Source organism: Halomonas llamarensis (assembly GCF_023555005.1).
Classification (GTDB): domain Bacteria; phylum Pseudomonadota; class Gammaproteobacteria; order Pseudomonadales; family Halomonadaceae; genus Vreelandella; species Vreelandella llamarensis.
Genome location: NZ_JAMJPJ010000006.1, coordinates 115994 through 130813, shown reverse-complemented (window position 1 = coordinate 130813; position 14820 = coordinate 115994). Strand labels below are relative to the sequence as shown.

Sequence of the window (14820 nt, the reverse complement as noted above, 5' to 3'; positions counted from 1 at the left end):
TTCACTGCTCTTCCTCCTTAGCGTATTTGCTGCACAACTTGTCGTATTCAGCGTGATTAACAATATGCTTAACAAATAGCCACTGCTTGTAAAAATCGATGTAAACAATAACTCTAAGATTGTTGCCACCGATATCGAGCACCCACCACTTATCTCGATAGCGGAAATTATCTAAAGTGGCGAATACTGCCTTCATATCATCAGGCGTATCAAACCTCTGCCATCTCAAGGCTTTATACGTTTTACTAAGTGCCGATGCGTCATTGGGAAAACGCTTCTGCGCTTGCTCAAAAGGCGCCTTAGAAATCACCCGCATGCCAATCGCCATCCCTGCTCTTTTGAGTTTAAAGCTAGCATCAAGTTTCCTATCTGGCAACAAAACATCGCTAGCGTGCTCGAAAATTCGCCATGCTTGGCGCACAATAGAAAAGGCGCCTTGCGGCGCCCTATTCGCGCAATGAATTGCGCTCTCACAGCATCATGAATCCCGTTTGTAGGAGCCCTATTTATCGGGCGAAGCCATTAATTCGCGCAATGAATTGCGCTCCTACCAGGCTTTCGTGCGGTTATTTCCGTTTACTTATACACCGGGAAACGTGAACATACTTCAGCGGCTTTGCCCTTCACTTCCGTCTCAATGGCGCTGGTGTCTTCACCGTTGGCGAGCACATCAAGGATGTCGCAGATCCAGCCCGCGAGGTTGGCGCATTCTTCTTCGCCGAAGCCGCGAGTGGTCACCGCAGACGTGCCGATGCGCAGGCCGGAGGTGACAAACGGGCTTTGCGGGTCGCTCGGCACGGCGTTTTTATTCACGGTGATATGCGCGCGGCCAAGCGCTGCGTCGGCGTCTTTGCCGGTCACGCCCTGCTTGATCAGCGAGAGCAGAAAGAGGTGGTCTTCGGTGCCGCCGGAGACAATATCGTAGCCGCGATCCATAAACACCTTGGCCATAGCCTGGGCATTTTTGACCACTTGCTGTTGGTAGGCTTTGAACCCGGGCTCCATGGCTTCTTTAAAGCAGATGGCCTTGGCGGCGATGACGTGCATCAGCGGGCCGCCCTGGCCACCAGGGAATACCGCGGACTGCAGCTTTTTCTCGATGTCCGCATTGCCTTCGGCAGAGAGAATCACGCCACTACGCGGGCCACGCAGGGTTTTGTGCGTGGTGGAGGTGACCACGTGGGCGTGGGGCAACGGCGTTGGATAAACACCTGCCGCGACTAAACCGGAAACATGGGCCATATCAACTAGCAAGTAAGCGCCCACTTCGTCGGCGATCTCGCGAAACTTGGCCCAATCAACGATTTGCGAATAGGCAGAGAAGCCGGCGATGATCATCTTCGGCTGGTGCTCGCGCGCAAGCTCGGCCACTTGATCGTAGTCGATCAGCTCTTGATCATTCAAGCCGTACTGAATGGCGTTGTAGTGCTTGCCGGAAAAGTTGGGCTTGGCGCCGTGGGTTAGGTGACCACCGGCGTCAAGGCTCATGCCGAGGATGGTATCGCCCGGTTTCACCAGCGCTTGGAACACGGCGCTGTTGGCCTGCGAACCGGAGTGCGGCTGCACGTTGGCATACGTCGCGCCGAACAACTCCTTGGCGTACTCAATGGCGAGATTTTCGGCAATATCGACGAATTCACAGCCGCCGTAGTAGCGCTTGCCGGGGTAGCCTTCGGCATATTTATTGGTCAGCTGGCTGCCTTGGGCTTCCAGTACGCGCGGGCTGGCGTAGTTTTCGGACGCGATCAGTTCGATGTGGGCTTCTTGGCGCTCCACTTCTTTCTGCATGGCGTCAAACAGCACATCATCGAATCCGGCAATTGTCATGTCGCGGCTGAACATCGGCGGTGAACCTCGTAGCGAAGGGTCGATCTGGGAGAAATAAGGATGCCATGATAACGCAGCCCGCAGCGGGTTTCATCGCATCTTGATCAGGATCGCGATGAATGGGGTTCATGAAGGTAATTCGCCCGATAAATCGGGCTCCTACAACCGGCTTCATAACGTAGGAGCGCAATTTATTGCGCGAAACAGGAAGTTCACTCAAGCCAAATAGCATTCCAAAATGGATAATCATTGATATGATCAACCAAACCAGCCCTTAACGGATTCGCAATGGTGTAACGTGCAATCCTACGTAGGCTTTGATCTTGCCTAATGGCATGATCGTAAAAACCACGCTGCCAAACCGACCCACCTAGCTTTATAGAAACTTGAGCTTTATATGAGCGAACCGCTTCTGACAGATTGCCTTTCAAGCATAAAATCCAATGCACATGGTCTGGCATGACGACATAAGCCAAAGTATCTGCTCGTTTTTTTACGCTAGGATGGTAAAAACTCCGCGAGGCAACGGCACCTTGAGCAAAACTGTCGAACCAACAATGCCTATCCAGCGTTGTGATGGTGATGAAATAGTAATACCCAGGTAGAGAGGTGCGTCCTCGGCGCAAATTTGAGCCATGATACTTTTCCATTTTGTCTCCTCTCAATATTCGCCCGATAAATCAGGCTCCTACCAACCGGCTTCATAACGTAGGAGCGCAATTTATTGCGCGAAAAAGCTCACATTCGCCCGATAAATCAGGCTCCTACCAAACGGCTTCATGACGTAGGAGCGCAATTTATTGCGCGAAAAAGCTCACATTCGCCCGATAAATCAGGCTCCTACCAAACGGCTTCATGGCGTAGGAGCGCAATTTATTGCGCGAAAAAGCTCACATTCGCCCGATAAATCAGGCTCCTACCAAACGGCTTCATGGCGTAGGAGCGCAATTTATTGCGCGAACCACGTCAAAACCAGGCGCGCTTGCGCGACGGGTTTCATCGCATCTTGATCAGGATCGCGATGAATGGGGTTCATGAAGCCGATTTTCTGCTTCCTGTGCCATACGCAGCGCCATCTCTATCAGCGACTGCGTAAAGGTACGGCCTGCGTCTAACGCATCGGCTAGAACATTCAAATCTTCGATATAATCATGCACCATCTGGTTTCTTAATTTGCGATAAAGCAACCAGTCATCTGCGCTATCAATCCAGCCGAATTTTTCCGCTTTATCTAAATTATCCGCTGCTGGGCCAAGAGACTCTCCTAAAAACTTAAGCAGTTGAGGCAGCAATTTATCTCCAACGGTATCTTGCAAACGACCAAACCGTGCAACAAACGCATCTAGACGCTCTGCAGCCTCAATATCGTCTACCCACTCGACAACATGCTCATAAGACACTGGCGCTACGCCACCAAATACACGGACACTGGTAATCTCAAGGTAATTAGCCTCTTTTTTCACCACCCGGGCCAAAAAGGCCAACCTTTCCTCTTGTGAATCCTCGCGCAAACTCACAGGGTGACCCCTTGCTGACTCGCCGTATCATGAATTGGCTTTCGTTCAAGCGAAGGTGAGTCAACTAACACGTCTACTTTTCTGCCTTCCAACAAACGAGAGACTTTTACCGCAAGCTTAGATGCCATCACCGCTGGTCGCTCTACCGGCAGCGGCGTGATAATCAAAAGATCTAAATCCCCCCCTTTTGCCTCGTCATTGACACGAGAACCGAATACTTTGACCTGCGCTTCAGGCCCGAAAATACCTTGCGTTAACGCTTTTATACGCTGCTGATATGTCTGACTTAACCTCATGAAGTCATCCTCTCGACAAACCCAAACTTATTATGACGCATTTTCCAACCGATTCTCTAAAAGCCGGTTGACATGATCGAGCACAGCAAGCCGGGCGCAGCGTTTTTGGTCGGTGTTGACCAAGTGCCAGGGGGCGCCGGGGGTGTGGGTATGCGCTAACATGTCGTTGATGGCACGTTGGTATTCGCCCCAGCGCTTGCGGTTGCGCCAGTCTTCATCGGTGAGTTTATGCTGTTTATGCGGCGTGTTCGCGCGGGCTTTAAAGCGTTTTAGCTGCTCTTCTTTACTGATGGCAAGAAAGAACTTACCCACTACAGCACCGTGCGCTAATAGCTGTGTTTCAAAGTGGTTGATTTCGCGGTAGGCGCGCCGCCATTCTTCCTCCTCGGCGAAGCCTTCCACACGCTCGACGAGTACACGCCCATACCAAGTGCGGTCGAAAACCGCCACCCGGCCGTCTTGTGGCAACCGGCGCCAGAAGCGCCAAAGCCAAGGCTGCAGGCGCTCTTCATCGCTGGGGGCGGCAATGCTGTGAACGCGATAAAAACGCGCATCCAGTGCGGACGTTACCCGGTGGATACTGCCGCCCTTGCCTGCGGCGTCGTGGCCTTCAAACGCTAACACCACCGGAATGCCGCGCTCTAAGCAGCGGCGATGGTTATAGGCCAGGCGCGCTTGCGCGGCGGTGAGCGCTTCCAGGTACTCGCTTTTCGAGGGTTTCTTGTCGTCATTTTTCGAACGGCTGAGCGTGGGGGCACCCGTCTGCACGCGGTTTGGGTCGGGCTGAATTGGCAGCGAAGAGGGCTGAGTCAGCGCGTCTTGCAACAGCGCCGTGATATCGCACAGCTGCTGATCCGGCGATTCGCTGACAATACGGTGCCAAGGCGCATGCGGTGAATGAGTGGCCTCGCGTAAGGGTTTGGCATAACGATCGATCGCCGCGTGCTGAGCGTGACGCTGCCAATGACGCTCGTTAATTTGCCACGCCTGAGCGGGGTCTGCCTTCATTGCCTGCAGGCGCTTGGCTTGCTGCTCGGCGCCGATATCCAGCCAGACCTTAATCACTACGACCCCGTCGTGGGCAAGCGTGGCCTCAAACGCGTTGATCTCGTTTAGGCGATCTTCAAACGCGCCCGCCTGAATACGGTGCTCGGCGCGGGCAAACAACGCATCACCGTACCAGCCGTGAACGAAAACGCCGACGCGCCCGCGCGCTGGTACGCGCCGCCAGTAGCGCCACCAGTAAGGGCGAAGGCGGTCTTCTTCGCTCGGCGCTAACGCGTGCACTTCCGTCTGGCGGTTTTCCAACCAATGGTTAAGCTGGTTCACCAATAGGCTTTTGTACGTCGCGGCATGCCCGGCCACCACCAGCACCACGGCTCTATCCTGGTGCTTCGCCATCGACAGCTGAGCTTTTAGCAGCGCGTAGCGGCGGGCTTTTTCCTCATGATGGGTCATCGGCATCCTTTCTCGTTATAGGTAACTTTTGTGAGTAACTTAGCGTTATTTAGATGTCGGGTTGATTGCTGGTTACCAATTCATCTAACGGAATGGAAAGGCCAACATGTCGGTCTGCGAGCTTTTGATCGTTCGTCACCAAAACTAAACCACCGCTTAGCGCAGTGGCCGAAATAATGCTATCAGGAAGCTTGAGGGACGATGTTCTGCGTATTTTGATGGCTGTGCTTTGAATTGGCCTTTCTAGCTGTATCACTGTTAGCTTCTCAAGCAGCGTTCTTAGCTTGACTTCATCCTCACGAGTTAAAGCAGGCCATGATAATAGCTCCATTTCCGTAATCACTGAGACCGCATAGCCATTAGCAGGTAGGGTAAGCTTTTGGTTCAGCGCATAAATAATGGCATTCGTATCAAGCAGATAATTACCATTCATCACGCATTTTCCTTTGCATTTCAACACCATCCTGGTGCTTGAAAGTGGCTATTTCAGTACGGCTAAAATCTAACGGTGAGTCGGATATTTCCGAAATCGCACTGTCTTTTACCATTACCACAATATGTGCGTGGTGGTTTTGAAGTTCGCTGTACTCGGGTGGAATCTTCACCACACCGTTTTTGATATCGGCTTCGAATTCAATCGCGTACATACTCGTCTCCCGTCAACGACTACAAGACTATTTTTTTGACCCAAACCCTGAGCCGCTAAATTATCGGCATATGTCATCAGCATCGTCTTCCATAATGGTCACACACCCTGTCCATCAAAAATCCTTCACTTTCCCAATTATAGTTTTAACTCACGCCTCCCCCAACAGCCCTAAGCTCGCGGCGGGGGCTTGGCGGCGTAGGCTGTGAGATAGCACGTGGCCAATGAAGCCGATCAGCAGCGCTCCCCCTAGCGGCAGTATGACCCAAAGCCCAATGTGCAGCCTAGGTGCCAGATCCAGCACTGTGATGTAGAGCGCGCCAGTGGCAATTTCCGCCAGCGCTGCGCCCATCAGCCCGCTGGCAAAACCGAGCAGCGCGTACTCGGCGCCTTGAATGCGTGAAATCATACGGTTACCAGCGCCAAACACGCGCAACAACCCGCTCTCGTGGGCGCGAACCGGGCGGCTGGCGGTGAGTGCGGCGTAAAGCACGCTGATACCGGCAAGCAGCACGAGGGCGAGAATCAGTTCCACCGCCCGCGTTACTTGGGCTAGCACATCGCGCACCTGGCCTAAAATGGCGTCCACGTTGAGTAGCGTCACTCCGGGGAAGTCCTGCACCAGCTCGCGCGTTAGCCCTTGCGCGTCGTCAGGCAGATAAAACGCGGTAATGTAGCTATGCGCGAACGACTCCAGCACGCCGGGCGGAAAGATCACAAAGAAGTTGGGCTTGAAGCTGTCCCAATTCAGGCTGCGAAGGCTGGTGATTTGGGTGGTGATATCGTCGTTGCCAACGCTAAAGGTCAGCGAGTCACCTAGCGTTAACCCCAAGCGATTGGCCAGGCCATTTTCCATCGAGATCGGCACCGGCGATGCTTGCGGTGTGGCGTCTTGAGCGACGTTGGCGCCTGCATCAAACCATTCCCCGGCGACCACCTCATTGCCTTCGGGCACCTCGGCCTGCCAGGTGAGGTTGAGTTCGCGACGCAGGGCGTTATCGCCGCGCGCGTCAGCCGGTACCGCTTCGCGTGGGTCGTCGCCGTTAATCGCAGTAATACGCCCACGCACCATGGGGTATAGCGTGCTTTTCTCTTCGACATGCGGGTCGACGGCGGCTTCGAATGGGTCACGCTCATCAGGCTGGATGTTAATGGCGAAGTAGTTGGGTGTATTGTCCGGCAGTTGCGCCTGCCAGGCCGTGAGCAGGTCGCCGCGCACCAGCACCATCATCGCCATGGCGAAAAACGTCACCGAGAACGCCAGCAATTGCCCAAGCCCGGCTTGGCGACGGCGCGCCAGCTGACGCCCGCCCAAACGCAGCGCCTGGGACCACTCGCCTCGCCCGCTCACGCGCTGCACGATGACCAGCACGGCGTTTAGCAACAGCGTGCTAAGCCCCCACAGCACCGCGAGCAAGACGGCGCCGCCAACCAGTAACGCCAACGACAACGGCAAGCTACCCGAGTAGAGCCACAGCAGCCCGCCAAATACCAGCGCCGCTACACTCACCACCAGCCAAGCGGCGGGCGGCATGGGGTCGAGCTCGCGCCGAAGTACTTTTAGGGCGCTCACGCGTTTAATACGCAGAAGCGTCGGCCCGGCGAAACCCACTAACACCGCCAGCGCCGTGAGCACGCCTAAGAAAAGCGGCATCACTCCAGGCGGGGGCAGCGTCAGGGGCAGAAAATTCACCAACAACGCCAGCAGCGCCGCTTGCCCGACTAAGCCCAACAGCGCACCAATCAGCGATGCCACCAGCGCTAAGCCCAACAGCTGCAAGGCGAAGATTTCCACCAGTTGCTGCTGACTAGCGCCGAAGCAACGCAAAAGCGCGGCAGTATCCAAATGGCGCTCGACGTAGCGCCGGGTCGACATCGCTACCGCCACGCCAGCTAACAGCACAGCGGCCAGCCCCGCGATGCCCAGGTAGCTCTCCGCGCGCTCCAGCGCGTTGCCCAGCTGCGGGCGGTCTTGGCGAATATCGCGCACCTCCACGCCGCGCTGGCGTAGCTCCGCCAACAGCGGCTCAACACGTTCAAGCGCTTCAGGCGGGCCAGCAGCGAGAATCTCAAACTCTACCCGTGACCCTTCCTGCACTAGGCCCGTCGCGTCCAAATCATCAATATGCACCATCAAACGCGGGTTAAAGCTACCAAAGCCCGCGGATTGATCCGCCTCGCGCTCAATAAAGCCGCTGACCTTAAACTCGGCTTGGCCCACCTGAATACTGTCGCCCATCTCAAGATCAATCAGCTGCGCCAAGCGCGGGTCGGCCCAGGCTTCGCCGCGCGGCGGGCCGGAGGCGAGCTCCTCGGTGCCGTTGCCGCGCGCCACCTGCGAGACGCCATAGTGCGGGTAGACATCATCCACCGCTTTGACACTAGCGGGCTGAAACCGCTCGCCATGGCTGATCATCGACACCAAATCAATCTGGTCGCTCAGGGTAAAGTCAGCGTCTTCGAATTCCTGGCGCAGCTCCGGCGCGAAGGGGTCGCGCTGTTCCAGCACCACATCGCCGCCGAGCAATTGACTGGCCTGGCGCTCAAGCCCGCGCTCTAAACGATCAAGAAAAAACGCAATCATGGTGGAGGCCGCCACGGCCAACACCAGCGCGACAAAAAGCGCACGCACGTCGGCAACGCGTAAATCGCGCTTCAAACTGCGCCAGGCGAGGCGGGCGTTTTGGAAATAGTTGTGGTGAGAAACGTGTTGGCTCATGCATCCTCCCCTAGTGACTCGGGCGTAAACGGCGTCAAACGGCCGTTATCCAGCCGCAGGCAGCGATTACAGCGCCGCGCCAGCGCGTGGTCGTGGGTGACCAGAATCAGCGTGGTGCCCGCTGCTTGGTTAAGGGAAAACAGCAGGTCAATCACCTGTGCGCCGGTATCGGGGTCGAGGTTACCGGTGGGTTCGTCGGCAAATACCAGCTCCGGGTCGGTCACGAAGGCGCGCGCAATGGCGACGCGCTGCTGCTCACCACCGGAAAGCTGCTTGGGTAGGTGCGCGGTACGTTCGCCTAGCCCCACGCGGGCAAGCCATTCATGCGCGGTTTGGGTTGCCCCCACACGCGGGGAAAGCTCTAGCGGCAGGAGCACGTTTTCCAGCGCGGAGAGCGTGGGCAAGAGTTGAAAGTTTTGGAACACAAACCCCACGCGCCCGGCTCTCAGTGCGGCGCGGCCGTCTTCATCCAAACGGCTAAGCTGTTTTCCGAACAGCGTCAGCTCGCCATCGGTGGGAATATCCAGCCCGGCGAGCAGGCCCAGCAGCGTCGACTTCCCCGACCCGCTTTTGCCCAAAATGGCCACGCTCTCCCCTGCCGCTACGTCGAGCGAAAGCTCGTGTAAGATGGTAAGGGAACGCTCGCCGCTCGTGACACTCTTACACAGCGACTGCGCCTTGAGCACACTCGGGGCGGCAGTCGCATTGGCGCGGGAAGCAGAGACGGATGAAGAAGAGGAGTCGGACATGAAGCGAAGCATCCCTGTAAGTGGGTATAAATTAGGTTGGCATGAGGTAAGTCGGCATGGTGATCACTGGTTGGTACAAAAAGCAATTTGGCTTTTGATGATCGTCGCCCTCATCCTGCCAAATACGCTCAGCGCTGACGAGCGCCCCACCCTTCTGGTGATGGGAGACAGCTTAAGCGCTGCCTATAACATCGAGCGCGACGCGGGCTGGGTGACGCTACTGGAAGCGCGCTTGGACGAAGAGGCCGAGGTTATCAACGCCAGCATCAGCGGTGAAACCACCAGCGGCGGCGCTCAGCGTTTTCCCGCGCTACTCAGACAGCACGACCCTTCGCTAGTTCTGCTTGAGCTCGGCGGCAACGACGGCCTGCGTGGGCTCTCACCGCAGCAGATGCAAGCCAACCTCGCCCAGATGATCAAACAGAGCCAGGCGGCCAACGCCAAGGTACTGCTGTTGGGGATTGATATTCCGCCCAACTACGGCCAAGCCTACCGCGACGCCTTCAAGCGCGTTTTCACCCAGCTTGCCGATCAGTATGACGTACCGCTGGTACCCTTTTTACTCGAAGGCGTGGCCCTTGACGATGATTTAATGCAGGACGACGACATTCACCCCACCGCCAAAGCCCAGCCGATGATTCTGGAAAACGTCTGGCCTGCGCTTGCGCCAATGCTCGAAAAGCACGCCACCCATACCGCCATAGATTAGCTTAACAATTGATGTCGTCTCAGACGCTGGCTTTCTGGCGCTGCTGCACGCCAAGCCCCGCGAGGATCAATACCAAACCGATCAACGTCGAAGGTAAAATCGGCTCACCGACGACCACGTGCAAAAGCAACAGCGAAACCGGTGGCGAGAGGAAGATCAAGTTCGACACCTTGGCGGTGCGCGAGACCTTATGCACCGCCAGCTGCCAGAGAATAAACGCCACGCCCATTTCAAAAAGCCCCACGTAAACGCCCGCGCCCAGGGCGGGCCAGCCGTGCCAGTTCAACCCAGGCCCCCACAGCAAAAGCACGGTGAGCACCGGCAGGCCGACGCTAAAGTTTTGCCACTGCCCGACCAACGGCTCGCGCGTGTCTTTGGCGTTGAGCAGCCAATAAAGCGCCCATAACAGCGTCGACACCAGCGCAAAGACTACCCCCAGCGGGTCAGCAAAGGCCACGTCAAACACCGCCCCGCGCGTGGCGATCACCCATACCCCTGCGTAGGCGATCAGCCCGGCGAGAACGTCGACGCGGGTTAAACGATGGCCGAGGATGGGCACGGCTAAAAACGCCATCGCCAGCGCCCAGGTGTAATTCAGCGCCATGGCCTCTTGACCGGGCAGGCGGTCATAGGCGGCAAACAGCACCAGATAATAGGCTATCGGGTTCATCAGCCCGGCCCAAGCAGCGGTGCGCCAGCCTTGGTTGAGCGCTTGGGCTAAATGGCCGCGCTTGATGACCAGCGCCCCCATCAGCGCCCAGGAAACCAAGGAAGCCAGCCACATTAGTTCCAGGGGGCTCATCCAGGCGAGCGCGACTTTAAAGGCCGTCGCGACCGTCGACCACAGCGCCACGGCGCCTACTCCATAGAGAATAGCGCGTTGGTCTTGCGTCATAACAATATCGTCTTAAAACGTGACATTGGAGCACTCCTTGGCAACACTAGGGCTTAGTGACACTAGGGCCTGTTGACGTTTCACATTGGGAGCCATAAAAAACCGCACGCCAAAGCCACCATGCTTTCGTAGTTTCGCTTCAGTTTATCGTAGCGCGTCGCTATGGCGCGATACGATTTTAAACGGGCAAAGGCATTCTCGACGAGATGCCGATAGCGATATAAACCTCTGTCCAGACTGGCATTTCCCTTTTTCGAGTTGCGCCTACGTGGAATTACGGCCTCCATGCCTTTCGCCTCAACCTGCTCACGGATACGCTCGCTGTCATAGCCCTTGTCAGCCACTAGCGCCTCCCCCGTCGGCAAGTCGTCAATCAATGCCTGGGCTTCTGTGCTGTCGTGTACCTCACCGCCCGTTATCCTGAAGGAATTGGGAAGGCCATAAGCGTCAACGGCCAGATGAATTTTGCTGGTGTTGCCTGCACGACTTTTGCCAATGGCTTCTGACTCTTCTGTGGCAGCCCCTGTACTGTCCTGGTGCGCCTTGACGTAAGAGCCATCAATGAATAGCCACTCGACATCCGGATCCTCGACCAGCATGTTGAAAACCGCCATCAGCTTTCCAGCCGATGACCAGGCGTTGAAGCGCTTGTAGACCGTATTCCAGGACCCAAACGCCTCTGGCAGGTCCCGCCACTGGCAGCCAGTGCGCATCCGGTAAAGGATGCCTTCCACAGTGATGCGCAGGTTGGCCTTGTCATAGATACCTTGTTGAAGCAGGATAGGTTTCAGCTTCGACCAATGTTCATCCGTGAGCATTTGTCGGGGCATCGCAAGCTCGCAGTTTGTTGGCGTGAGAACCTCTATTCTGCGAGCTTGCCCCTATCCTGCCAAATCATCTTCGATCAAACGTCAACACGCCCTAGGGCTTAACAACACTAGGGCTTAGCAACACCAGGGCTTGCCCTACTGGATTCAGCTATGCGCAACAACATACCAGCCCCGGAGGTGCAATGGCAGCGCCGGTAGCCGTTTTAAACACACTCCATTAAACACGGCGATTGCAAAGCGTGGCTGGGCTCGCCAAGATGTAGGATAAAATGCTTAAAGATAACGCAAACTGAAATGCCGCTTGGCCATAAGCGCACGATCAATGGCCTTCGGAAAGGACTGCAGCTGCAACAGGAACCTTTAATGAAACGATCCCCCTTGATCAGCCCAGAGTTGCTGGAACGTATTGTTGATGCTTCCGAAGATGGCATTGTGGTTGCCGAGCAGGAAGGCGATGAGAATATCCTTATTTATGTCAACAAAGGGTTTGAGCGCTTAACCGGCTATAGCGCCGACGAAATTCTCTACCGCGACTGTCGTTTTTTACAAAACGACGACCGTGACCAGGACGCCTTACAGTCGATTCGTGAAGCGCTTAAAGAGGGTCGCCCCTCGCGCGAAGTGCTGCGCAACTACCGCAAAGACGGCACGATGTTCTGGAACGAGCTTTCCATCACCCCCGTATACGACGAAGATGACCATCTGATGTACTACATCGGCGTGCAAAAAGACGTCACCGAACGGGTAGAAGCCTTACAAGCATTGGAAGCGCTGCAAAAACAGCAAAAAAGTGGTGAATGACCCTTAAGGCCGCCACTGCCCCAACAAAAACCATACCCTGCGTACCCGTCGTTGGGTCGACGCGCTGCTTGCAATGCTGGTCTTTCCAGGCGCTCGGCACTATCATCATGGGCCTGATCAGCGTGTTTTAATCACGCTGCTATTTTCGTTTACCAACTAATCGGATTTCCATGGCGCAATACGTTTTCACCATGAACCGGGTCGGCAAAATCGTGCCGCCTAAGAAACAAATTCTCAAAGATATCTCGCTGTCGTTCTTCCCGGGCGCCAAAATCGGCGTGTTGGGGTTAAACGGGGCGGGTAAATCCACACTGCTGCGCATTATGGCCGGTGTCGATACAGAGTTTGAAGGTGAAGCTCGTGCGATGCCGGGCATCAACGTAGTCTATCTCCCTCAGGAGCCAGAACTCGACGACGAGAAAAACGTCCGTGATACCGTCGAGGAGGCGCTAGGCGCGCTGAAAGAAGCCCAGGAAAAGCTCGATGCGGTTTACATGGCCTATGCCGAGCCGGATGCGGATTTCGACGCGCTAGCCTCCGAGCAGGCGCGTCTTGAAAACATCATCGAAGCCGCCGATGCGCACAACATCGAGCGCAAGCTCGAAGTCGCCGCCGAGGCGCTGCGTTTGCCCCCGTGGGAAGCCAAAGTGGGCAACCTTTCCGGGGGCGAGCGCCGCCGCGTGGCGCTTTGCCGTCTGCTCCTTTCAAGCCCGGACATGCTGCTGCTCGACGAGCCGACCAACCACCTCGACGCTGAGTCGGTGGCGTGGCTTGAGCGCTTCCTCCACGATTACAACGGCACCGTGGTGGCGATCACCCACGACCGCTACTTCCTCGACAACGTCGCGGGCTGGATTCTCGAACTCGACCGTGGCCAGGGTATTCCGTTCGAAGGCAACTACTCGCAGTGGCTTGAGCAGAAAGAACAGCGCCTAGGCCAGGAAGCCAAGCAGGAGGCTTCGCGCCAGAAGGCGATCAAGCAAGAGCTTGAATGGGTACGCTCCAACACCAAAGGCCGCCAGGCCAAAAGCAAAGCACGCCTCAATCGCTTTGAAGAGATGCAGTCCGGCGATTTCCAAAAGCGCAACGAGACCAACGAAATTTACATTCCGCCCGGGCCGCGGCTTGGCGACAAGGTCATCGAGTTTCACAACGTCAGCAAGCGCTTTGACGACAAGCTGCTTTACGAAGACCTTTCCTTCACCATTCCGCCCGGCGCGATTGTCGGTATTGTCGGCGGTAACGGCGCGGGTAAGTCGACGATGTTCAAGCTGATCACAGGCAAAGAGCAGCCCGATGCGGGCGACGTCGTCGTCGGTGAAACCGTTGATATCGCCTACGTCGAGCAGCTGCGCGACGCGCTAGACGACAAGCAAACTGTGTGGGAAGCGGTCTCCGACGGTCAGGATATTCTGAATATCAACGGCTACGAGGTGTCTTCGCGGGCTTATGTGGGCCGTTTTAATTTTAAGGGCAACGATCAGCAGAAGCGTTTGGATGAGCTCTCCGGCGGGGAACGTGGCCGCTTGCAGCTGGCACAAACGCTCAAGCAAGGCGCTAACGTACTGCTGCTCGATGAGCCCTCTAACGACCTGGATATCGAAACGCTGCGCGCGCTGGAAGAAGCGCTGTTGGCTTTCCCCGGCTGCGCCATGGTGATCTCGCACGATCGTTGGTTCCTCGACCGGATCGCGACGCACATTCTCGCCTTTGAAGGCGAGTCGCACGTCGAGTTCTTCGAGGGTAACTACTCCGAATACGAAGACGATCACAAAAAGCGCGTCGGCAACGACACGCCCAAGCGGATGAAGTACAAGCGCATTGATGCGTAAGCACCACCGCCGTGTGTGCTCATAAGCTGCGCGTACTCACAATGCGCGTACTTATAAAAAGGGGCCGGCCATCGTGGTCGCCCCTTTTTGTTGGTGCCGTCCTTTGACAAGCTTTGGATCCGCCATCACCGTTCGCCCTGAGCTTGTCGAAGGATGTACGGCTTTTCTGCTGTTACGCCTTTACCCCGCTGGCCAGGTAAATTCGCGTCCGCCCATCAGGTGCATGTGAATGTGATAAACCGTCTGACCGCCCATTTCGTTACAGTTCATGACCACGCGGTAACCGTCGTCGGCAAAACCTTTCTCTTTGGCTAATTTGGCGGCGGTATGCTGCAACTTCCCGACAATGGTCAGGTCCCCTTCCTCGACATCGTTCAGTGTGGCGATATGTTTTTTGGGGATGATGAGTATGTGCGTGGGCGCTTGCGGGTTGATGTCGTTGAACGCCAGCACCTCATCGTCTTCATAGACGATATCCGACGGGATCTCTCGGTTAATGATCTTGCAGAACAAACATTCCATGGCACGCTCCTCAAGTGGT

16 protein-coding genes are annotated in these 14820 nt (G+C 56.1%); 3 read left to right on the top strand and 13 right to left on the bottom strand.

Annotated features, from left to right (window positions below; genetic code table 11):
- Nucleotide 1: 1 nt before the first annotated feature.
- The 10 genes from M8006_RS06165 to M8006_RS06120 form a co-directional block, all read right to left on the bottom strand.
- A complete protein-coding gene (locus tag M8006_RS06165; RefSeq protein WP_250080584.1) occupies nt 2–421 on the bottom strand; it encodes a type II toxin-antitoxin system HigB family toxin in 420 nt (139 codons plus the stop codon).
- A 155-nt stretch (nt 422–576) separates the two neighbouring features.
- Complete coding sequence (gene glyA, locus M8006_RS06160; RefSeq protein WP_250080583.1) at nt 577–1842, bottom strand: serine hydroxymethyltransferase; 1266 nt, start codon at nt 1840–1842, stop codon at nt 577–579.
- A gap of 197 nt (nt 1843–2039) precedes the next feature.
- On the bottom strand, nt 2040–2477 hold the full coding sequence (locus tag M8006_RS06155) for an REP-associated tyrosine transposase (protein ID WP_250080582.1): 438 nt from the start codon (nt 2475–2477) through the stop codon (nt 2040–2042).
- A 360-nt stretch (nt 2478–2837) separates the two neighbouring features.
- Nucleotides 2838–3344 carry a hypothetical protein gene (locus M8006_RS06150; protein WP_250080581.1) on the bottom strand — a complete coding sequence of 169 codons (507 nt, stop codon included), beginning with the start codon at nt 3342–3344 and terminating at the stop codon, nt 2838–2840.
- Nucleotides 3341–3640, bottom strand: a complete 300-nt coding sequence (locus M8006_RS06145; RefSeq protein ID WP_250080580.1) for a nucleotidyltransferase domain-containing protein — start codon at nt 3638–3640, stop codon at nt 3341–3343. Before M8006_RS06145 ends, M8006_RS06150 begins: the two co-directional genes overlap by 4 nt.
- 30 nt (nt 3641–3670) lie before the next feature.
- Nucleotides 3671–5104, bottom strand: a complete 1434-nt coding sequence (locus tag M8006_RS06140) for a hypothetical protein (protein WP_250080579.1) — start codon at nt 5102–5104, stop codon at nt 3671–3673.
- Nucleotides 5105–5147: 43 nt separating this feature from the next.
- Nucleotides 5148–5531 carry a type II toxin-antitoxin system VapC family toxin gene (locus M8006_RS06135; RefSeq protein ID WP_250080578.1) on the bottom strand — a complete coding sequence of 128 codons (384 nt, stop codon included), beginning with the start codon at nt 5529–5531 and terminating at the stop codon, nt 5148–5150.
- Nucleotides 5521–5745: a hypothetical protein gene (locus M8006_RS06130; protein WP_250080577.1), complete on the bottom strand. Its 225-nt coding sequence runs from the start codon at nt 5743–5745 to the stop codon at nt 5521–5523. Before M8006_RS06130 ends, M8006_RS06135 begins: the two co-directional genes overlap by 11 nt.
- A 150-nt stretch (nt 5746–5895) precedes the next feature.
- Nucleotides 5896–8463 carry an ABC transporter permease gene (locus M8006_RS06125; RefSeq protein WP_250080576.1) on the bottom strand — a complete coding sequence of 856 codons (2568 nt, stop codon included), beginning with the start codon at nt 8461–8463 and terminating at the stop codon, nt 5896–5898.
- The gene (locus M8006_RS06120) at nt 8460–9212 is read right to left on the bottom strand and encodes an ABC transporter ATP-binding protein (RefSeq protein ID WP_250080575.1); all 753 of its coding nucleotides are present in this window, start codon (nt 9210–9212) and stop codon (nt 8460–8462) included. Before M8006_RS06120 ends, M8006_RS06125 begins: the two co-directional genes overlap by 4 nt.
- A gap of 97 nt (nt 9213–9309) precedes the next feature.
- Here M8006_RS06120 and M8006_RS06115 point away from each other — a divergent pair, with 97 nt between their 5' ends.
- Nucleotides 9310–9921, top strand: coding sequence for an arylesterase (locus M8006_RS06115; RefSeq protein ID WP_250080621.1), 612 nt, complete (start codon nt 9310–9312; stop codon nt 9919–9921).
- Between the two features lie 19 nt (nt 9922–9940).
- Here M8006_RS06115 and M8006_RS06110 read toward each other — a convergent pair whose 3' ends face one another.
- Both M8006_RS06110 and M8006_RS06105 read right to left on the bottom strand, forming a co-directional pair.
- Entirely contained in the window at nt 9941–10816 is an 876-nt protein-coding gene (locus M8006_RS06110) for a DMT family transporter (protein WP_250080574.1), read from the bottom strand.
- A gap of 80 nt (nt 10817–10896) precedes the next feature.
- Nucleotides 10897–11646 (bottom strand): IS5 family transposase, encoded by a 750-nt coding sequence (locus tag M8006_RS06105; protein ID WP_250080573.1) that lies wholly within the window; start codon nt 11644–11646, stop codon nt 10897–10899.
- Nucleotides 11647–12009: 363 nt separating this feature from the next.
- On the opposite strand from M8006_RS06105, the gene M8006_RS06100 reads away from it, so the two are divergent.
- Nucleotides 12010–12447, top strand: coding sequence for a PAS domain-containing protein (locus M8006_RS06100; protein ID WP_250080572.1), 438 nt, complete (start codon nt 12010–12012; stop codon nt 12445–12447).
- A gap of 170 nt (nt 12448–12617) precedes the next feature.
- Nucleotides 12618–14279 (top strand): energy-dependent translational throttle protein EttA, encoded by a 1662-nt coding sequence (gene ettA, locus M8006_RS06095; RefSeq protein ID WP_250080571.1) that lies wholly within the window; start codon nt 12618–12620, stop codon nt 14277–14279.
- Between the two features lie 180 nt (nt 14280–14459).
- Here the strand turns inward: ettA and M8006_RS06090 are convergent, their stop codons facing one another.
- A complete protein-coding gene (locus tag M8006_RS06090; protein WP_250080570.1) occupies nt 14460–14801 on the bottom strand; it encodes a histidine triad nucleotide-binding protein in 342 nt (113 codons plus the stop codon).
- Nucleotides 14802–14820 lie beyond the last annotated feature (19 nt).